At 59.2% G+C, this 18,645-nt stretch carries 18 protein-coding genes; 7 read left to right on the top strand and 11 right to left on the bottom strand.

Features of this window, described 5'->3' with window-relative positions; all coding sequences use genetic code 11:
- The first annotated feature begins 23 nt into the window (after positions 1-23).
- Complete coding sequence (locus tag DESLA_RS0108470) at positions 24-1,961, top strand: molybdopterin biosynthesis protein (protein WP_028572118.1); 1,938 nt, start codon at positions 24-26, stop codon at positions 1,959-1,961.
- Between the two features lie 3 nt (positions 1,962-1,964).
- Here DESLA_RS0108470 and asnS read toward each other — a convergent pair whose 3' ends face one another.
- Entirely contained in the window at positions 1,965-3,344 is a 1,380-nt protein-coding gene (asnS, locus tag DESLA_RS0108465) for an asparagine--tRNA ligase (RefSeq protein ID WP_028572117.1), read from the bottom strand.
- A 366-nt stretch (positions 3,345-3,710) separates the two neighbouring features.
- Here asnS and DESLA_RS19540 point away from each other — a divergent pair, with 366 nt between their 5' ends.
- The 6 genes from DESLA_RS19540 (at position 3,711) to DESLA_RS0108430 (ending at position 10,247) form a co-directional block, all read left to right on the top strand.
- The gene (locus DESLA_RS19540; RefSeq protein WP_051434517.1) at positions 3,711-4,823 is read left to right on the top strand and encodes an AAA family ATPase; all 1,113 of its coding nucleotides are present in this window, start codon (positions 3,711-3,713) and stop codon (positions 4,821-4,823) included.
- Positions 4,820-5,383 (top strand): cysteine--tRNA ligase, encoded by a 564-nt coding sequence (locus DESLA_RS0108450; protein ID WP_028572116.1) that lies wholly within the window; start codon positions 4,820-4,822, stop codon positions 5,381-5,383. Before DESLA_RS19540 ends, DESLA_RS0108450 begins: the two co-directional genes overlap by 4 nt.
- Positions 5,384-5,688: 305 nt before the next feature.
- The gene (dsrA, locus tag DESLA_RS0108445) at positions 5,689-7,002 is read left to right on the top strand and encodes a dissimilatory-type sulfite reductase subunit alpha (protein ID WP_028572115.1); all 1,314 of its coding nucleotides are present in this window, start codon (positions 5,689-5,691) and stop codon (positions 7,000-7,002) included.
- 21 nt (positions 7,003-7,023) lie between these two features.
- Entirely contained in the window at positions 7,024-8,175 is a 1,152-nt protein-coding gene (dsrB, locus tag DESLA_RS0108440; RefSeq protein ID WP_028572114.1) for a dissimilatory-type sulfite reductase subunit beta, read from the top strand.
- 67 nt (positions 8,176-8,242) lie between these two features.
- A complete protein-coding gene (locus DESLA_RS0108435) occupies positions 8,243-8,482 on the top strand; it encodes a dissimilatory sulfite reductase D family protein (RefSeq protein WP_028572113.1) in 240 nt (79 codons plus the stop codon).
- Between the two features lie 223 nt (positions 8,483-8,705).
- Positions 8,706-10,247 (top strand): cobyrinic acid a,c-diamide synthase CobB, encoded by a 1,542-nt coding sequence (locus DESLA_RS0108430; RefSeq protein ID WP_028572112.1) that lies wholly within the window; start codon positions 8,706-8,708, stop codon positions 10,245-10,247.
- A 12-nt stretch (positions 10,248-10,259) separates the two neighbouring features.
- On the opposite strand, the gene DESLA_RS0108425 is transcribed toward DESLA_RS0108430, so the two are convergent.
- The 10 genes from DESLA_RS0108425 to dsrM all read right to left on the bottom strand — a co-directional run bounded on the left by DESLA_RS0108425 (position 10,260) and on the right by dsrM (position 18,594).
- Positions 10,260-10,955, bottom strand: coding sequence for a DVU0298 family protein (locus DESLA_RS0108425; protein WP_028572111.1), 696 nt, complete (start codon positions 10,953-10,955; stop codon positions 10,260-10,262).
- A gap of 59 nt (positions 10,956-11,014) precedes the next feature.
- Positions 11,015-11,638, bottom strand: coding sequence for a tetratricopeptide repeat protein (locus DESLA_RS0108420; protein WP_028572110.1), 624 nt, complete (start codon positions 11,636-11,638; stop codon positions 11,015-11,017).
- A gap of 76 nt (positions 11,639-11,714) precedes the next feature.
- A complete protein-coding gene (locus DESLA_RS19535) occupies positions 11,715-12,083 on the bottom strand; it encodes a hypothetical protein (RefSeq protein WP_035261582.1) in 369 nt (122 codons plus the stop codon).
- Positions 12,071-12,868, bottom strand: coding sequence for a YkgJ family cysteine cluster protein (locus tag DESLA_RS19530; RefSeq protein ID WP_084031973.1), 798 nt, complete (start codon positions 12,866-12,868; stop codon positions 12,071-12,073). The genes DESLA_RS19535 and DESLA_RS19530 overlap by 13 nt, the downstream gene beginning before the upstream one ends.
- A gap of 80 nt (positions 12,869-12,948) precedes the next feature.
- Entirely contained in the window at positions 12,949-13,137 is a 189-nt protein-coding gene (locus tag DESLA_RS0108405; RefSeq protein WP_028572109.1) for a ferredoxin, read from the bottom strand.
- 448 nt (positions 13,138-13,585) lie between these two features.
- Positions 13,586-14,740 (bottom strand): sulfate reduction electron transfer complex DsrMKJOP subunit DsrP, encoded by a 1,155-nt coding sequence (dsrP, locus tag DESLA_RS0108400; protein WP_028572108.1) that lies wholly within the window; start codon positions 14,738-14,740, stop codon positions 13,586-13,588.
- An 11-nt stretch (positions 14,741-14,751) separates the two neighbouring features.
- Positions 14,752-15,537, bottom strand: coding sequence for a sulfate reduction electron transfer complex DsrMKJOP subunit DsrO (gene dsrO / locus DESLA_RS0108395; RefSeq protein WP_028572107.1), 786 nt, complete (start codon positions 15,535-15,537; stop codon positions 14,752-14,754).
- 3 nt (positions 15,538-15,540) lie between these two features.
- On the bottom strand, positions 15,541-15,930 hold the full coding sequence (dsrJ, locus tag DESLA_RS0108390) for a sulfate reduction electron transfer complex DsrMKJOP subunit DsrJ (protein WP_028572106.1): 390 nt from the start codon (positions 15,928-15,930) through the stop codon (positions 15,541-15,543).
- Positions 15,930-17,540 carry a sulfate reduction electron transfer complex DsrMKJOP subunit DsrK gene (dsrK, locus tag DESLA_RS0108385; protein WP_028572105.1) on the bottom strand — a complete coding sequence of 537 codons (1,611 nt, stop codon included), beginning with the start codon at positions 17,538-17,540 and terminating at the stop codon, positions 15,930-15,932. The genes dsrJ and dsrK overlap by 1 nt, the downstream gene beginning before the upstream one ends.
- 55 nt (positions 17,541-17,595) lie before the next feature.
- Complete coding sequence (dsrM, locus tag DESLA_RS0108380; RefSeq protein WP_028572104.1) at positions 17,596-18,594, bottom strand: sulfate reduction electron transfer complex DsrMKJOP subunit DsrM; 999 nt, start codon at positions 18,592-18,594, stop codon at positions 17,596-17,598.
- Between the last annotated feature and the right edge of the window lie 51 nt (positions 18,595-18,645).

Genomic DNA, 18,645 nt, shown 5'->3' with positions numbered 1-18,645 from the left:
TCCAAGTTTCAAGGACGGCAATCATGACCTTTCAACGTTCCATCTACCTGACCACCATCCCCATTCCCGAAGCCGTGGCCGCGGCCAAGGAAGCCTTGGACCGCGAGCGCTTGATCCGGCGGGAAGTCATTCCGTCCCATGAGGCTTTGGGGCGGGTCACGGCGGGGCCGATTTTTTCGCGGTATTCCAGCCCGACGTTTCACAGCGCGGCCATGGACGGGGTGGCCGTGAACGCGGAAACCTCCTTTACGGCCCGTGAGGGGCGGCCCCTGGAGTTGAAGCTGGAGACGGACTACCGGCCCGTGAACACCGGCCACGCCATGCCCGAGGGGACCAACGCGGTGATCATGATCGAGCAGGTGGTCCAGGTGGACGACCGGACCATCGCCATTGAGGCTCCGACCTTTCCCTGGCAGCACGTCCGACGCATCGGCGAGGATATCGTGGCCACGGAGCTGCTCTTGCCGCAGAACCACCGGATCACGCCCTTTGACGTGGGCGCGCTGCTCAGCGCGGGAATTTGGGAGGTGGAGGTCTGGGAGCGGGTGCGCATCGCCTTCATCCCCACCGGGGACGAGGTGCTGGACTTCACCACCAGGCCGGAGCCCAGGCCCGGCCAGGTGGTGGAGAGCAATTCCCAGGTCTTCAAGGCCCTGGGTGAATCCTGGGGCTGCGTGGTCAGCAGGACGCCGCCGGTGCGGGACGAGCTGGACGCTCTGACCAAGGCCGTGGGCAAGGCACTGGAAGACGCGCACATCGTGGTCATCGGCGCGGGTTCCTCCGCCGGGACCAAGGATTTCACCCGCACGGTCATGGAAACCCATGGCCGAATCCTGGTGCACGGCATCGCTGCCATGCCCGGCAAGCCGTCGCTCCTGGGCGAGGCTGGCGGGAAACTGCTGGTGGGCGCTCCGGGGTACCCGGTCAGCGCGGTGATCTGTTTCGAGGAACTGGTCCGGCCCCTGGCCGCCTGGATGGGCCGCCACGACCCGGGCACTCGGCCCAAGGTCCAGGTGGAATTGACCCGCAAGACGCCGTCCAAGCTGGGGGTGCAGGAATTCATGCGCCTGGCCATCGGCCGAGTGGGCGCAAAATGGGTGGCCACGCCCCTGGCCCGGGGCGCGGGGATGATCACCACCCTGACCAAGGCCCAGGGCATCGCCCGGATCCCCATGCACAGCGAGGGCGTGGAGGCCGGGGCTCTGCTGGAAGCCGAACTGCTGGTCCTTGAAGCCGAGATGGAACGGACCATTGTCTGTGTGGGCAGCCACGACAACACGCTGGACCTGCTGACCAACGAACTCATGGGCCTGGCCGAGCCGTTCCGCCTGACCTCCACCCACGTGGGCAGCATGGGCGGCCTGACCGCCCTGCGCAACGGCGCGGCCCATCTGGCCGGGTGCCACCTCTTTGATCCCGAAACCGCGGACTACAACTTCCCGTTCCTGGACAAATATCTCCCCGGCCTGGACCTGCTGGTGATCAACTTGGCCATCCGCCACCAGGGGCTGATCACGGCCAAAGGCAATCCCAAGGGCATCCGGGGCGTCGAGGATCTGGCCCGGCCCGACCTGACCTTCATCAACCGTCAACGCGGCGCGGGAACGCGCATCCTCCTGGACCACCACCTCAAACAGGCCGACATCGCCCCGGACTCGGTCAAAGGCTATGACAAGGAGGAGTACACGCACATGGCCGTGGCCGTGAACGTGCTCAGCGGCGCGGCGGACTGCGGCTTGGGCATCTTCGCCGCGGCCAAGGCCCTGAACCTGGACTTCGTGCCCCTGGCCCGGGAACGCTACGACCTGCTCATCCCCAGACAATTCGCGGACGATCCGAAAATCGCCACGATCCTGAAACTGATCCGCTCAGAAGCGTTACAGGCGAAAATCCGCGATCTAGGGGGATATGATACGGATTTGACGGGCAAGGAGATGACGCCGGAGCTGGGATTGGGCTGACCCCTAAAACTCCAGGTGCCCCGGCGTACGAGGGAAGGGGATCACGTCCCGGATGTTGGTGGCGCCGGTGATCATCATCAGAAAGCGCTCGAATCCCATGCCGAAACCGGCGTGGGGCGCGGAGCCGAAGCGGCGGATGTCCAGGTACCACCAGTAGGCGTCCTTGTTCAGGCCCTGCTCGTCCATCCGGTCCGAGAGGATGTTCAGCCGCTCCTCGCGCTGGCTCCCGCCCACCAGTTCTCCTACCCGGGGGACGAGCAGGTCCATGGCCGCCACGGTGTCGCCGTCGTCGTTCAGACGCATGTAGAACGGCTTGATGGTCCGCGGGTAGTCGTAAACGATCACCGGCTGCCTGAAGTGCTCCTCGGCCAGGAAACGCTCGTGCTCGGTCTGCAAGTCCGACCCGAACAGCACCTGGAATTCAAAATCCCGCTTGCTGTCCTCCAGGATTTCAATGGCCTGGGCGTAGGATATCCGGGCAAAGGGCTTGGCCAGCAATATTTCCAGGTCGCCAAGCAGGGTCTTGTCCACGAACTTGCCGAACAGTTCCAGGTCGTCCGCGCGATGCTCCACGACGTGCCTGACCATGGCCTTGGTCAGGTCTTCGGCCAGTTGCATGTCTTCGGCCAGGTCCCCGAAGGCGAACTCCGGCTCGATCATCCAGAATTCCGCGGCATGGCGCGGAGTGTTGGAATTTTCGGCCCGAAAGGTCGGTCCGAAGGTGTAGACCTTGCCCAGGGCGCAGGCGTACAGTTCTGCCTCCAATTGACCGGAAACGGTCAGATTGGCCTGTCGTCCGAAAAAATCCTCGGCGTGGGCATCGGCTCCGGGCTTGGGCCGGTACTCCGGGGGAAGACTGGTCACCCGGAACATCTCCCCGGCTCCTTCGCAGTCCGAGCCGGTCAAAATCGGCGCATGCAGATGCCAGAAGCCCCGCCCGCGAAAAAAATCATGCACGGCAAAGGCCGCCTCGGACCGGATCCGGGCCAAGGCTCCGTACTTGTTGGTTCTGGGTCGCAGATGGGCGATGGTCCGCAGGAACTCGTCCGAATGGCGCTTTTTCTGGAGCGGATACGTTTCCTGATCCGCCATGCCGATGAGCACGACCCGCTCGGCCCGCACCTCCCAGTTCTGTCCGGAAGCCGGTGATGCAACATGCTCGCCATGAATCTCCACCGAAGCCCCGGTGTTCACGTCCTTGAACCGCTTGTCCGCCACGGCGTGGTCCACGACGACCTGCACGTTCCTCAGACAGGAGCCGTCGTTGATCTCCAAAAACGTGACTTCCTTGGTATCCCGCCTGGTGCGCGCCCAGCCTCGAACCAGAATGGAGCCCAGCGGCCCGGGGGCGCTCACGGCCTGAAAAACGGATGTTCTGTTCATGCGGCGTTCTCCATCGACATGAATTTGGTGTGAGACGTCAACTCCAAGGACAAATCTGTTCTCATCAAAAATCCAAATCGCAATCGCAATCGCAATCGAAATCGGAAAACACTGAGCACTACTCCGTGATCACGCCATCTTCTTGGATATGACGTTCGATTTCGATCACGATTTCGATTTCGATACCGATATCAGAAAGTGGGTGGATCGAGAACAAATCTGCCCTGCATCAACTCCGAAACAACATTGACCATCTTCCCTTTCCATGCAAGTGTTTCCAGCGGAAAGACACAAAAACGAAATCCCTGATCAGCTCCAAACGGACTGACCCGCCCCCCCTTCCACCCAAAGCCGGAGCGCCCCGCCATGCTGACATCGCTCGCCGTTTCCCGGTTTTCCCTGTTCGCCGAGGCCAAGCTGAGCTTCACTCCCGGTTTGAACGTCATTATCGGAGAAAACAGCACGGGCAAGAGCCATCTGCTGAAACTGGCCTATGTTGTCAGCGCCCTGCAAAGCGAGAGTTCCGAGGAAACGGCTCCGGAAATCCATTTCCACCTAGACGAACGGATCGCGGAAAAATTGGTGGCCGTGTTTCGACCGAATTTTCTGGGCGGGCTGGCCAAGAGAAATTCCGGACGGGCTTCCGGGCGGTCGCGCTGCGTGGTGCACGCCGACTTCCAAGGGCATGCCCTGCGCTTCAGTTTCGCGCCCAACAGTCGCAAAAAGGTGGTCATCGAAGCGCATACTGCCCCTAAAATCGCCAAGTCTCCGGTGATGCTCCCACCCAAGGAAGCTCTGTCCCTCTTCCCGAGCCTGGTCGGCTCCTATGAACGCCGCGAGCTGCCCATGGACGAGACCTATTACGACCTGTGCCGAAAATTCCAGGCCGGACCGTTGAAACCGTCTCAATTGCACCCGGTGGCCTCCCTGATTCAAGAACTGGAGACCATTCTGCGAGGCAAGGTTCTCTTGGAGCACGGGCGTTTTCACGTCATCACCAGCGACAAAGGCAAGCTGGAAATCGGCTTGCTGGCCGAAGGGTTGCGCAAGATCGCCCAACTGGCGTACTTGTTGCTGAACGGGACCCTGTGTCGAGGATGCACGCTGTTTTGGGATGAACCGGATAGCAATCTGAACCCCAGGTTGATCCGCAAAGTTGCCCAGGCGCTGCTGGTCACGGCCCAGGCCGGAATTCAGGTGGTCATCGCCACCCACAGTCTTTTTCTGCTCAGAGAGTTGGCCCTGCTGAACCGGTCCCATGCCGTGGAGACCCTGTACACCGGACTGGAATACAACAGTTCCGGAGTCGCCGCCCACCAGGACGAAGACATCGAGGGACTGCCCAACATCGCGGCCCTGGAAGAGGAACTGGATCAGAGCGATCGCTACCTTGAGCAGTATTTGGAAACGGACCAGGCGAAAAACCCGGAAAATGACCAGGAACCTCCGAGCGCGCATCCAAAGAAGGCGCTCCGATGACCGAATACGTCGAGGGGGAACTGCTCTTCCGCTTTGCCCGTGACCTCACGGTCTGCAAGTACGACGACACCAAGTTCTACCGAAGCACCATGCTCCGGGTGGAAGGGACCAAGGCCGTGGACTTCCTGGCTGTTCGCCCGGGCACCGGCTCGCCCGGCGACCTGTTGCTCATTGAGGTCAAGGACCTCAGCGGGCATGAGTCCCGCAACCGCCAGCGCCTGCTCTCCGGCCGGCTGGTTTCGGAAGTGGTTCAGAAAGTCCGGGACAGCCTCTCCGGCCTCATCGCGGCCCGGCGCTGGGACGTCCCGGAATTGCGACCCTTTGCACGCGCCCTCTTTCACAAGGACCCCTCGCCGCGCATCCAGGTGATCCTCTTTTTGGAGGAACGCAAGAGCGCGTCGCAGCTTTTCCCCTATAAACGCAGACTCGCGGACCAAATTCAGCTTCTCAACAACAAGCTACGCCCGTTTCGGGCCGAGGGGAAAATATTCAACAGCAAGACCCTGCCCGGCAGTTACGGGATGAAGGCCGCACGCCTCGCACAACCATCAAGCCACTGAAATGCACTGGAAATTATTTCGAAAAAACAGCCGGTTCCCCACCACCCCACCCTCTTTTTCAGTGTCTGAACTCGCGCAATGAGCCTTTGCCTTGACAATAAGAGCTTTGCGGTTGTAATAATTTTCACGAAGCATATTTCCAAGAGCTTCAATCCGTTCATTGGATTCATTTTGCGGACTCAATCTGCGCATAAGGGGGCTGTCGTGGTCGCATTCTCCCGACGAAAATTCGGTAGAATGCGCAGGCCGATTCCCCTTCTGTTTTGTTTGATGAACCCCCCTAAACCCTTCGAGGAGGCAGAACAATGGCGAAACACAAGACCCCGTTGTTGGACGAGCTGGAAAAAGGACCATGGCCCAGCTTTGTTTCCGACATCAAGCGGGAAGCGGAGTCCAGGGCGAAGAACGAAAAAGGTGTTGAGTACCAGATCCCGGTGGACGTCTGTGACGACCTGTTGGGCGTGCTGGAACTCTCCTACAACGACGGCGAGACCCACTGGAAGCACGGCGGCATCGTCGGCGTTTTCGGTTACGGCGGCGGCGTCATCGGCCGCTACTGCGACGCCCCCGAACAGTTCCCCGGCGTCGCGCACTTTCACACCGTCCGCGTCAACCAGCCTTCGGGTCTGTACTACACCACGGACTTCCTGAATAAGCTCTGCGACCTTTGGGAATTCCGCGGCAGCGGTCTGACCAACATGCACGGCTCCACCGGCGACATCGTCTGGCTGGGCACCACCACCCCGCAGTTGGAAGAAATCTTCTACGAACTGACCCACAAGCTGGACACCGACCTGGGCGGCTCCGGCTCCAACCTGCGCACCCCGGCCTGCTGTCTGGGCAAATCCCGTTGCGAGTACGCCTGCATCGACGCGCAGGATCTCTGCCACGACCTGACCAACGAGTACCAGGACTTCCTGCACCGTCCGGCCTTCCCCTACAAATTCAAGTTCAAGATGGACGGCTGTCCCAACGGCTGCGTGGCCTCCATTGCCCGCTCCGACCTGTCCTTTATCGGCCTGTGGAAGGACAACATCCGCATTGATCAGAAAGCGGTCAAGGCCTACATCGGCGGCGAGATTCCCCCGAACGGCGGCGCCCACTCCGGCCGCGACTGGGGCAAGTTCGACATCCAGAAGGAGATCATCGACCTCTGCCCGACCAAGTGTATGTGGATGGAAGGCGACACCCTGAAAATCAACGACAAAGAGTGCAACCACTGCATGCACTGCATCAACGCCATGCCGCGCGCCCTGCGCATCGGCGAGGACACCGGCTGCGCCATGCTCCTGGGCGCCAAGGCCCCGATCCTGGACGGTGCCCAGATGGGCACCCTGGTCGTTCCCTTCATCAAGTGCGAAGCCCCCTACACCGAGATCAAGGACCTGATCGAGAAGCTGTTCGAGTTCTGGATGGAAGAAGGCAAGAACCGTGAGCGCATCGGTGAAACCATGAAGCGCGTCGGCCTGTACAAGATCCTGCAGGTTCTGGAAGTCGAGGTCGATGCTCGCGTGGTTCAGGAGCCGCGGACCAACCCGTACATCTTCTGGAAGGAAGAAGAAGTGCCCGGCGGTTGGGACCGGCAGATCGCAGACTACAGAAGCCGACACAAAATGTAACGAGCCCAGGAGGTAACAAAAATGGCATTCATTTCCTCAGGATATGATCCGAAACAGCCGATGAAGGACCGGATCACGGATATCGGCCCCAAGCACTACCAAGAGTTCCTGCCGCCGGTTCTGAAAAAGAACTACGGCAAATGGCTGTACCATGAGATTCTGGAGCCCGGCATTCTGATGCACAAGGCCGAGAGCGGCGACGAAGTGTACACCATTCGCGTCGGCTCCCCGCGCCTGATGGGCGTACAAACCATCAGGGAAATGTGTGAAATCGCCGACAAGCATTGCGGTGGACACCTGCGCTGGACAACGAGAAACAATGTCGAGTTCATGGTGGACAGCAAGGACAAGGTCGCCCCGCTGAAGGAAGACCTGCTCAGCCGCAAGCATGACGGCGGCAGCTTCAAGTTCCCCATCGGCGGCACCGGCGCGGGCATGACCAACATCATCCACACCCAGGGCTGGGTGCATTGCCACACCGCGGCCACGGACGCTTCCGGAACGGTCAAGGCCGTGATGGACGACCTGTTCGAGGAGTTCACCCATATGCGCCTGCCCGCGCAGCTGCGCGTCTCCATGGCCTGCTGCGTGAACATGTGCGGCGCGGTGCACTGCTCGGACATCGGCTTCGTCGGCTACCACCGCAAGCCTCCGATCATCGACCACAACGTCCTGGACCAGATCTGCGAAGTGCCTTTGGCCGTGGCCGCCTGCCCCACCGCCGCCATCCGCCCGACCAAGGTCGACATGCCTGACGGCACCAAGGTCAACTCCGTGGCCATCAAAAACGAACGCTGCATGTTCTGCGGCAACTGCTACACCATGTGTCCGGCCCTGCCCTTGTCCGACGGCAAAGGCGGCGACGGCCTGATCATCATGGTCGGCGGCAAGGTGTCCAACCGGATCAGCAACCCGAAGTTCTCCAAGGTCGTCGTGGACTTCGTGCCCAACGAGCCGCCCCGCTGGCCCACGCTGGTCAAGAAAGTCCGCCAGATCGTGGATGCCTACTCCAAGGGCGCCCACAAGTACGAGCGTCTGGGCGAATGGGCCGAGCGAATCGGCTGGGAGCGCTTCTTCGAAGTTTGCGACCTGGAGTTCACCTGGCACTTGATCGACGACTTCCGCGATCCCGCCTACGAGACCTGGCGTCAGACCACGAACTTCAAGTTCTAAACCAACCCGCAATCACCGCCTGGGGGCATCCCGCCCCCAGGCCGGTTTATAAACCGAGGAGAATCTCATGGATGACGCAGCGGCAAAACAAGCCATAATCGACGGCATGAAGGCCAAAAGCAAAAGCAAGTCCAAATTCTATTTCAAGGACTTGACCGCCATGGTTCCGGAAATCAAAACCCTGCACGCCAAAAAAATTCTGGGCCAGATGGTCAACGAAGAAATTCTGGAATACTGGTCCAGCGGCAGCACCACCTTTTACGGCCTCAAGGGTGCCGGCAAGCAGCAGGCCGGCGAAGGCGAATAGATCGACATTTCCGCGGGGGTTCCCAAAATATTTCGTCATGCCCGCTACTTCGTGATGAAAGGTTTCGGTGGCCAACTCACTGAGCTGATCGCGACAGTCGGCGACAAAGCATGCGTTCTCGCATCGTGAAATACAGAACAGAACTATTTTGGGACGCCCCCAGTACTGATTGCACTTCCCCCTTTTTGCTCCAAACCTTTCCTTTTTGCCTCGCATCCATCCCGTGGACACCCCTCCTCGCCTTATTCTGGCCGGTCTCAGTGGTGGAGCGGGTAAAACCATCCTTTCATTAGGCCTGTGTCGCGCCCTGACCGATCTCGGCTTGCGGGTCCAACCCTTTAAAAAAGGGCCGGACTACATTGATGCCGCCTGGCTCGGCTTGGCGGCTCGGCGGGAGACCTCCAATCTCGACCCGTTCATGATGCCCGGCGATTCGCTGGTACGGCTTTTCCTGCGGGAGTCCGCAACGGCCGACATGGCTTTAATCGAGGGCAACAGGGGGCTGTTCGACGGCAAGGACACCAGCGGTTCCTGTTCCACCGCGGAATTGGCCAGGCTGCTCCAAACGCCGGTGGTGCTGATCATCAACTGCACCAAGATGACCCGTACCGTGGCGGCCCTGGTCCTGGGCTGCCGGACCTTTGAGCCGAACCTGCGTCTGGCCGGGGTCATTCTCAATCGCACCGCCGGACCGCGCCACAAGACCATTCTCCGTCAATGCATCGAGCAGTACACGGATGTCCCGGTGGTCGGGATTCTTCCGAAGATCAAACCGGATCCCATCCCGGAACGTCACATGGGCCTTGTTTCGGACCAGGAATGCGCCGAGGCGGAAACCACCCTGCGCAACCTCGCCGCCATCGCCCGTGACTGCCTGGACATCGAGGCCATTCGCGCAATCGCCGCCAGCGCATCCGCCGTGCCTTTGCCTGATGCCCCAACAGGCAGTTCTCGTGGATGTTGCTTTACAACCGGTAACGACGCAGAAGGTGGTACTGAACCCCAAACCGGGGAGCACGAATCGCATCCGCCAAAAGAGACTGCGGAATCAGCTCTGCAGCCTCCTCGGCAAGGGAAAGCGAAGCTTGCCCCGCTCCAGGGACATACCGTGCGCATCGGAGTAGTCCGGGACGCGGCGCTCTGGTTTTATTACCGGGAGAATTTAGAGGAATTGCGACGCAATGGCGCGGAACTGGTGGAACTCAGTCTGCTCACGCCAGCGCCGTGGCCGGTAATTCACGGACTCTATCTAGGGGGCGGTTTTCCGGAAACCCAGGCCGAACAGCTGGCCCAAAACGAGGCCACGAGGGCCTTGGTCTTCCGGCTCGCTGGGCAAGGGCTGCCCATCTACGCGGAATGCGGCGGGTTCATGTACTTGGGGCAAAGCCTGATCTGCCGGGAAATCGTCTATCCCATGGCCGGGGTTTTTCCGGTCCAGACCATGCTTTGCGCCAAGCCCCAGGGGCATGGCTACACCGTGGCCAAGGTGATCCATCCCAACCCCTTTCATGCAGTAGGGCTGGAATTCACCGGCCATGAATTTCATTACTCCAAGTGCGTCACCCCGTTGCCGCCGGACGTGTCTTTTAGCTTGGAAATGCAGCGGGGAAGCGGCATCGACCAAAACCGGGACGGGCTGGTTTTCCGCAACACCTTTGCCTGCTACACCCACCTTCACGCCCTGGGAGTGCCGACCTGGGCCGTGAACTTCGTCGCGGCGGCGCGACGGTACCGGGAAAACGGACCCGAGAGCGATCAAACGTAGCCCGGCTGGAAATCAAGCTTCGACCTTGTTCAAGGCTTCCCGGGCAAGGTCGTTGACGCCGTATTCCCGCAACTGCTCATTGCGGTACAACACGACGACATGGTGGTCGTCGACAAGAAGACGCACGGCGGACGCGACTTCTGGCCCGTTTCCCACCGAACCCAGCCCCCATAGCCCCAGAGCCCGTTTTCCCGCGTCTTCATCCCTCAATAGCTCAAGAAACGTCGCGCGGCCCCGCTGAACCAAATCCGGCTGCTTTTCGGCCAATCTGGCCATGCCCCAGTAGACTCCGCGCCGCAGCGGCTCGTGGTCGAGATAGTTGCCGTCGCCGGACGTCGGTTCCTGGGCGTAGGAAATCAGGATCCGGTTGAACTCCACGGCCAGCCGGGGACACCGGGCCATGCTCTCGCCCATGGACTCCGGCGCTCCCCAGCCAATGGCTCCGGACTCTTCATTCAAATTCCACATCAATCGGCGCATGACTACCCGCGCCGACTCCAAGTCCTGCTCCGCCAGCCTGGCCACCGTCACCCCGAAAGCCGATACGGCCCGCCACTTCAAGAGCGGTTCCGGGGCCAGGAGCAGAGAAAAAAGCGGTCCCAAAACCTTGCGGGGCGGTTGCTCGAGATAAGGCTCCAGCCGTTCCCGCCAGTCGTTCAGCGGCAGGAATATTGAAAAATCCCGTTTCATGGACTTGAAATGCGCCATCAGGATCTCCCTGTCCCCCATCGGAAATGAACGCTCTTTTCGAACCCCGCCTCCAAAGTTCAGGAACGGTGCTCTTCGAGCCGGGCCCGGAACTCAGGAACCACCTCAAAGCCATATTCCAGGGCCTTGTCCATGTTTTCCAGCGCCAGATCGAATTTTCCCTGGTCAAAATAGCAAAGGGAAAGATTATTGTAGGCAGGGGCGAACCGAGGCTCGACCTTCAACGCCCGCTCACAATGGTCAATGCACTTTTCCAGATCGCCCAGGGCATAATAGGCACTGGCCAGGGTCGTATGCGCCTGGATGAATCGTGGTTGCAGCAAAAGGGCCTGCTTCAGCGGTTCCAGCGCCTTTTCCGGCTCGCCGTTCTGGAGATGCACAAAGCCGATATTACCGTACGGTACAGGAAACTTGGGACGCACTTCCAGGGCTTTTTGGTTGAAATACAGGCAGCCCTCCAGATCGTTCTGGTACATCCGGATACCGCCCAGTTGCACGTATGCTTCGGCCAAAGTGGGCGAGGACTCCACCGCGGCGAAGAATTCCTCTTCAGCTTCCTTCCATTTGCGTTGAGATAGGTAGGCAACGCCCAGATTGTAGTGCGAGTTGCCGCAATCGTCGTTCTGGGCAAGCTGGTCTTTTTTTTCCTTGATAAAATCGTCGATGTTCGAGGACGCGGTCATGATCGCTCCAATTGGTTGCGGGACATCAGTCCGTTGAAAAACTCACAATTGCCGTGACGTCTGAACCGGGGATGGTTCAGTCGCGGCGAAACGTCCGTTGTTCCAAAACGTCTTCATGGGGCTGCGGCTGCCCCTGATACCAACGGCAAAACTCGTACATGGCCAGATAGCGCTCATCATTGTCCATCAGTCCCATGCACATGTCCAACACGGCTTTGGCATACGTGTTGGAATAATGCTCTTCCTTACGTTGCTGCAAAAAGCCCATGGCCATGGCCCGAGCGGTCTTGTCCGTGGTGAATTTGCGCAGATCCAGCGGATCGTTGGGCTTCTGAAACGGGTCCCACTTGTCGTACCCGAGCTTGGCGACATAGGTTTTGGCCCGAGGAGAAAGGCTCTCGTAAATGGCCCGTTTCTGCTCTTGCTGTTCGTCTATTTCCGACATGGCTCGCAGCTCCCGGGATCACACTCGTTCGGACCACACGAGCAACCGTCCTTTTTGGCCGGACCGCAACCCCCCGTCGAACTCCCTGATGGCGAACATCCGGATGACGAACACCCGGAGGAGGAGCACCCGGAGGACTTTTGCAGCCCCAAGTACTCGTCGTCGTATACCGTGAGCAGAGCCATGGACGGAGGGACGAGCATATCGGCCATCTGATTGTACTTCGTATTTAAGGAAGCCACCAACTCCATGCTCAGCGCGGCCAGTGCCCGGTGGATCTTGTCCACATGGACCGTGGGATACGGAGCGCCGGGTGAAAACTTGGAAAGCGCGCACGTCCTGGCCTTGCCGCCGACTTCCTGCGGAATGCCGTACAGTCTGCAGGTAATGGGCCGGAATGCGTAAAGGTCGCAACGATCCTGGGAATTGAGCAGCGGACAACGAACTCGTTCGCGGGCCATGTCTTCCAAAATGGCATCCGTATCTTCACCGGAGCGCTGCCGCTTGTGGGCCTGAAATTTCAATTTATAGGCCGTGCGATCCGCCTGGTCGGCCTTGGTCAGAATCTGGTCCTTGGTTTCCTTGGGCAAAACACCATGAAAATGGTGATTCAAGTACAAGGCTTCAATCAAGGGCAAGTCGAAAACGGCGTGGCAACAGTCACTGCATCCCGTCGTGCAGGTCACGCAGTCCGGATGCTGGTCCTTGACCGTGCTGAAAACCTTGTCCACATCCTTCAAAAGTTGTTCGTATTTCGTGAAAAATGGTGAAAAATCAGATGGCATGCCGTACTCCTAAAACGCCAAAAGGAGGGCGACCCTCCTTTTGGCAAAAACGAATGACAGTTATGAAAAAAAGTCGGCGTCTAGACTTCCTCGACCGTGAGGGCGTTGGATTCACAGACCTCGATGCATGATTCACAGCCCAGGCATTCTTCTTCATTCACGGCAACGGCCTTGCCGTCCTGAAGTTCATAGACTTCAACAGGGCAAACATCGACACACTCGCCGTCGCCGGTACACTTGTCGACATCAACAGTAATCTTCCAACCCATTTTCTACCTCCAGTTTGAATGAAATCTGCTCGGGATCAATTCCGCGAGCAGGTTGTTGTGCTTCGGCGTCGCACTCCCGACGCCACGGGCGAGGTCGTCCCGTATCCGGACGAAAAGCGCCCCATCCTCAAAAGACAACCAAAATAACGCGCTGGTCGTGGTCCTGGCGCTGGAAATCCGAGCTCTCGGCACGCCCATTGCCCTTCAGGAAAGCCGAACGACCAGATATTCTTGAGACGTTTGGGCTGTTATGTCAAGAGCGTGAAGGGCGAATTTGAATAGGAATATTTTACAGTTTCGCGTATGGGACCAACGGTGTTTCTCACCAATCTCGGCCGTGGTTTCAAGCATTGAATTTCCCGGGCCGTCGGCCCAAAGAAAAGCCCGCCGCGGTTCAGGTATCGCGGCGGGCTTGCAGGTTTGGATTCGAGAATGCGTCCGATAGCGCCTACGACGCGGATTCCCTCTGCACCGCAAGGGCCACCTTGTACAGGACGGTCAGGATCAACAGACCCACGGCATACACGCCCACGGAGATGAACACCTCGGGAATCGTCGGCCAGTACTCCGTATGCACCTTGAAGGGGTTGGGAATGAACCCGCCGATGACCAGGGTCAGGCCCTTGTCGATCCAGCCGGCGACGAACACCATGATCAGGGCGATGGTCATGGTCACCGGATTGTTCCGGGTACTGGGGATGACCAGCAAGGCGAGGGACACGACGCCCAAGAACACGAAGTTCCACATCCAGGGCATCAGCTGTTCTCCACCGTATCCTCCGAACATGTAGTCAAAGGCGGCCATCTTTGCGGGGTACTGGCTGTAGTAGGCGGAAAAGATCTTCAACAGCACCATGAACAGATTGATGGCCCAGGCATAGGTGATGATCTTGGTCATGGTCTGAATCGCTTCCTTGGGGATCTTCAGATCCGAAACCTTTTGCACGATCATCAGAATCAACAGCAGCAGGGCGGGACCGGCCGCGAAGGCGCCGGACAGGAAGCTGGCCGCCAGCAGCGAGTCATGCCAGAAGTACCGTCCGGGAAGACCGGCGTACAGGAACGCCGTGACCGTATGGATGCTCACGGCCCAGGGAATGGACACGTAAATCAGGACCTTGACCCAGGAAGCCGGGCGAACGCCTTTCTTGACGGCGTGCAGCACCGACCAGCCGATGATGATGTTCAGGAAGAGATATCCGTTCAAGACCACCATGTCCCAGAACAGAACCGAATTGGGAGTAGGGTAGAGGATGACGTTCATCAGGCGTTGCGGTTGACCCAGGTCGACCACGACGAACAGCAGACAGACGACCACCGCGGAGACGGCCAGAAATTCGCCGAAAATGACCAGCTTTCCGAAGGCTTTATGGTCGTGCAGGTAATAGGGCAGGACCAGCATGACCGCCGAGGCGGCGATGCCGACCATGTAGGTCAGCTGTCCGATGTACAGCCCCCAGGAGACGTCCCGGTTCAGACCGGTGACGCCCAGGCCCTGCTGCAACTGATAAACGTAAAAGACGAAACCGATGCCGATGACGACGAGGAGCGAGGCGATCCACCCCCAGTACGCCTTGTTTCCCTGTAGCGCTTTTTCCAACATATTTGCTCACCTCATATCAGATAGAAGACGTGGGGGTCGGTCCCCAGGGAAGGCTTGCGACGCAGGCTGTACCGTTCTCGCAACACCCGGCGCACTTCGGAGTCCTCGTTGGCCAGGTCGCCGAAAATCAGCGCCCCTTCCGAGGCCTCGACGCAAGCCGGAAGCTGCCCTTTGGCCAACCGGTCCTCACAGAACGTGCATTTCTCCACGACGCCTTTCATCCGGGTGGGGTAATAGGGATCGATGTTTTCGATAAACGGCCGCGGATCCCAGAAATTGAAGCTGCGCGCGCCGTAGGGACAGCCGGCCATGCAGTACCGGCAACCGATGCAGCGGTGCATGTCCATCATCACGATGCCGTCGTCGCGTTTGAACGTGGCCTTGGTCGGGCAGACCCGCACGCAGGGCGGATTGTCGCAATGGTTGCACAGCGCCATAAAAGGCTGATTTTTAATCCTTTCCGGAACCAAAGCGTGCTGTTGGTCCGGGAAGACGTGCTTGAAACTGTCTGTCCACAGCCACTTGATTTCCTGATCGCCGGGAATATGCGGCACGTTATGCAAAACGTGACAGGCATCTATGCACTTCTGGTACACCTGGGCCGTGGTGAATTTTTCCGTGTCGATGAGCATGGCCCAGCGTTTGGCGGTCAGGGCCTCGGGATACTCACCGACCTTGGGAGCCCCGGAGGCCTCTAACGCCCCCGGCGCCAGCAGTTCCATCGCCGCGTGTCCGGCCACGCCGGCCAAAGTCGTCAGCCCGGCGGCCTTCAGAAAGGTTCTTCGATTTATGGCCATGGCTTATTCCTCCCCTATTGACGGTACGACGTGGCAATCCCAGCAGTGCGGGGCAATGGCCAAGGCATCGTGACATCGATCGCAGAACGTATCCTTGTTGGCATGGCACTGGCTCGACAGGCAGGTCTTGGTCAGGCTCATGTCGAAGCGTTTTCCGGTTTCACTGCTATACAGGCGCAGATTGTCCCGAACCGCCAGGTCCCGCCAATCGTCCAGCAGGATCATGTGGTTGGCGCGCATCCAGTCTCCGGACTCGACGCACTCTTCCTCAGTCTCGGGAAAGACCAGTTCCGGGGCTTCGAAAGCCGCCCGGCCGATGTTCGACCAGAACGGAAACGTCACCAGCCCGAGAAAAATAACCAGTCCAGGTATGATTTTACCGGCGTTGTACATTATTCATCCCCCTCCAAGCCTGGAATGTCCTCGCCGCGCAGATCGGTGGGCCGATCGTGCTCTCCTTCCATGACCAGCGCATTGGCCACCAGTTCCGTCAATCCGGAGACCGAAACCTCGGGCGCCCAGTAGTCCATCAACGGAGGCAGGATGGCCCGGTCCAACGCGCAGACGTTCACCAAAAGATTCACGCCATGCTTTTCCTGTACATGCTTGACCGCGAACGCCCGGGGCATGCCGCCCATCATCCGCAGGTATTCGAACTCCCCGGCGTTCAAGCCGGTACCGCCGCCGCAGCAGAAGGTCTGCTCGCGAATGGTGTTTTCCGGCATTTCGAAGAAGTTGTTGCACACGCTCTTGAGCACGTAGCGCGGTTCCTCGAACATGCCCATGCCGCGGGACACGTTACAGGAGTCGTGCCAGGTGGTCCGCCGGTAGTCGTTGCGCTTCGGGTTCAGCTTGAGCTTGCCGTGCCGGATCAGGTCGGCCATGAACTCCACGATGTGGATCATCTTCGTGGACTTGGCGTTGTCGAACACGGTCCCGGTGATGGGCGACTTGGGAACTTCGAGAAAGTCCGCCGGTCCGTTCATGGTGTCCATGTACTGGTGCAGAACGCGCCACATATGACCGCACTCGCCGCCCAGGATCCATTTTACGCCAAGACGCTTGGCTTCGGCGTACATTTTGGAGTTGAGCCGCTTCATGGTTTCCTGGCTGGTGAACAACCCGAAGTTGCCGCCCTCCGAGGCGTAGGTGCTGATGGTGTAGTCCAGGCCGATGTGCTCGAAGAGCATCAGATAGCCCATGTAGGTGAAAATGCCGGGATCGGCGAAAACGTCCCCGGAAGGAGCGATGAACAGCACCTCCGCGCCCTTGCGGTTGAACGTGGGATTCAGGCGAACGCCGACGTATTCCTCGATGTCGTCCACCAGGAAGTCGATGTTGCCCTTGAAGGTGTGCGGCTCCAGGCCCAGATGGTTCCCGGTACGATAGCAGTTGGCCGCCGCGCCGAGGATCCAGTCAATGTTCACGCCGATCAGGTTGAGCAGTTCCCGGACGACGATGGTGATTTCCGCGGTGTCGATGCCGTAGGGACAGTACAGGGAGCAGCGCCGACATTCCGTACACTGGTGAAAGTAGTAGAACCACTCCTTGATCACGTCCTCGGTCAACTCGCGCCCGCCGGCGAAGGTACCCAGCATGCGCCCCACCGCGGTGAAGTCCTTGCGGTAGATGGATCGGAGCAGTTCGGCCCGCAACACGGGCATGTTCTTGGGGTCGCCGCTGCCGATGAAGAAGTGGCATTTGTCGGCGCAGGCTCCGCAACGGACGCAGATGTCCAGAAACACTTTCAGGGAGCGATACTTTTCCAGACGCTCCTTAAGACCTTCGTGAATGATCTCTTTCCAGTTGGGAGGCAGCTTCCAATCCTCGTCCGTGGGGTTCCATTCTCGGGGGTTGGGCAATCCGAGCGTCTCCAGACTACTCGCCTTCCCCGGGTACCCCCACGTCCCGGGAACGAGGTCCACCCGGGGATCCATCCAATCTTTCTTGGGGGGAATATGCGATACCCGGAGCAATTCTTCTGGCTTTGGCGCTTGTGACATAACGACTCCTTATCTTGATTACCTATTGCTTGCCGTCAGCTGCTGGGAAGCGGCTTTAGGCCTGCTTTTCCACGGGGAGGTCCGCCTCGATCATCTTTTCCCGGAAATCATCCTCGTAATGCTCGTAGGTATGAACCTTCACCGGGGCGTTCCAGGGGTTGACGTGGCGAACCATCCGGCTGTCGTTGGGCAGGTTGCGGGTCGGGCTGAGAAACACGCCGCCCAGGTGCATCAGCTTGCTGAAGGGAAAATAGGCCAGCAACACGCTGAACAAAAAGAGGTGAATGAAGAACATCACGCCGATCCCTTCCGGTATCGTGGGGGTAAAGGTGGCCAAGCCCATGGCCAGGACCTTCACGCTCATCAAGTCGACCTTGAAGATGGCGAAGTAGCGCATCATGATGCCGGAAAGGGCGATCCCCAGGATCAGGAACAGCGGAAAGTAGTCGGCGGGCAGGGAAATGTAGCGAAGCTGCGGGCTCGCCAATCGCCGAACCAGAAGAAACAGCAGCGCGGCGACCAGGATGACGTCCGTCTGGTAAATCACCGGGGAGCCGATCTGCAACATGCCGTCAATGCTCTCCAGGGCCTGCACGAAATACGGCACGGGCTCGGTGAAGAAGCGCAGGTGTCGGATCACGATGGTCAGAAAGGTGTAGTGAAAAAGAATGCCGCCCAGCCAGAGCCACTTGTTGGACCCGTAGGCCAGTTTGCCCTCGGTGATTTCAGCCTTGGTGTTGCGGAACAAGGACCGAAACAGCAGGACTTCCATGGCCATCCGGCCCACGACGCCCCAAGTGGTGTAGGGGCTGTCGATTTTGGACGGCTTGATCCAGTCCAGGCTTTTTTGTTGTCCGGCGGTTGTGGGGATGCGGAACGGCACCGGCGACTTGGCCCATCCCAACACCCGCATGGTGAAGCCGATCAGAAAGACCAGAATCGCCGCATACGGGACCACGATGCCGAAAATGGCCTGTAAACCGAGCAACCCGGCTCCCAGGTAGACAAAAAGGGACATTCCCAAGACGAGTAACAAAGAGTACCACACTGCCATTTCCCTACCTCGCTTTGCTGTTGATGCTCCAGTGGTTGCGTTGAATGGTCG

It is taken from the genome of Desulfonatronum lacustre DSM 10312 (assembly GCF_000519265.1).
Classification (GTDB): domain Bacteria; phylum Desulfobacterota; class Desulfovibrionia; order Desulfovibrionales; family Desulfonatronaceae; genus Desulfonatronum; species Desulfonatronum lacustre.
This window is presented reverse-complemented; position numbering and strand designations above follow the sequence as displayed.

Bases quoted from the DNA above. Each gene is read 5' to 3' on its own strand.
- asnS (WP_028572117.1), bottom strand. From the start codon at position 3,344: ATGAACAGAACATCCGTTTTTCAGGCCGTGAGCGCCCCCGGGCCGCTG.
- dsrM (WP_028572104.1), bottom strand. From the start codon at position 18,594: ATGGCAGTGTGGTACTCTTTGTTACTCGTCTTGGGAATGTCCCTTTTT.
- DESLA_RS0108470 (WP_028572118.1), top strand. From the start codon at position 24: ATGACCTTTCAACGTTCCATCTACCTGACCACCATCCCCATTCCCGAA.
- DESLA_RS0108435 (WP_028572113.1), top strand. From the start codon at position 8,243: ATGGATGACGCAGCGGCAAAACAAGCCATAATCGACGGCATGAAGGCC.
- dsrK (WP_028572105.1), bottom strand. From the start codon at position 17,540: ATGTCACAAGCGCCAAAGCCAGAAGAATTGCTCCGGGTATCGCATATT.
- dsrA (WP_028572115.1), top strand. From the start codon at position 5,689: ATGGCGAAACACAAGACCCCGTTGTTGGACGAGCTGGAAAAAGGACCA.
- DESLA_RS0108425 (WP_028572111.1), bottom strand. From the start codon at position 10,955: ATGGCGCATTTCAAGTCCATGAAACGGGATTTTTCAATATTCCTGCCG.
- dsrJ (WP_028572106.1), bottom strand. From the start codon at position 15,930: ATGTACAACGCCGGTAAAATCATACCTGGACTGGTTATTTTTCTCGGG.
- DESLA_RS19540 (WP_051434517.1), top strand. From the start codon at position 3,711: ATGCTGACATCGCTCGCCGTTTCCCGGTTTTCCCTGTTCGCCGAGGCC.
- DESLA_RS0108405 (WP_028572109.1), bottom strand. From the start codon at position 13,137: ATGGGTTGGAAGATTACTGTTGATGTCGACAAGTGTACCGGCGACGGC.
- dsrO (WP_028572107.1), bottom strand. From the start codon at position 15,537: ATGGCCATAAATCGAAGAACCTTTCTGAAGGCCGCCGGGCTGACGACT.
- DESLA_RS0108420 (WP_028572110.1), bottom strand. From the start codon at position 11,638: ATGACCGCGTCCTCGAACATCGACGATTTTATCAAGGAAAAAAAAGAC.
- DESLA_RS0108450 (WP_028572116.1), top strand. From the start codon at position 4,820: ATGACCGAATACGTCGAGGGGGAACTGCTCTTCCGCTTTGCCCGTGAC.
- dsrB (WP_028572114.1), top strand. From the start codon at position 7,024: ATGGCATTCATTTCCTCAGGATATGATCCGAAACAGCCGATGAAGGAC.
- DESLA_RS19535 (WP_035261582.1), bottom strand. From the start codon at position 12,083: ATGTCGGAAATAGACGAACAGCAAGAGCAGAAACGGGCCATTTACGAG.
- dsrP (WP_028572108.1), bottom strand. From the start codon at position 14,740: ATGTTGGAAAAAGCGCTACAGGGAAACAAGGCGTACTGGGGGTGGATC.
- DESLA_RS19530 (WP_084031973.1), bottom strand. From the start codon at position 12,868: ATGCCATCTGATTTTTCACCATTTTTCACGAAATACGAACAACTTTTG.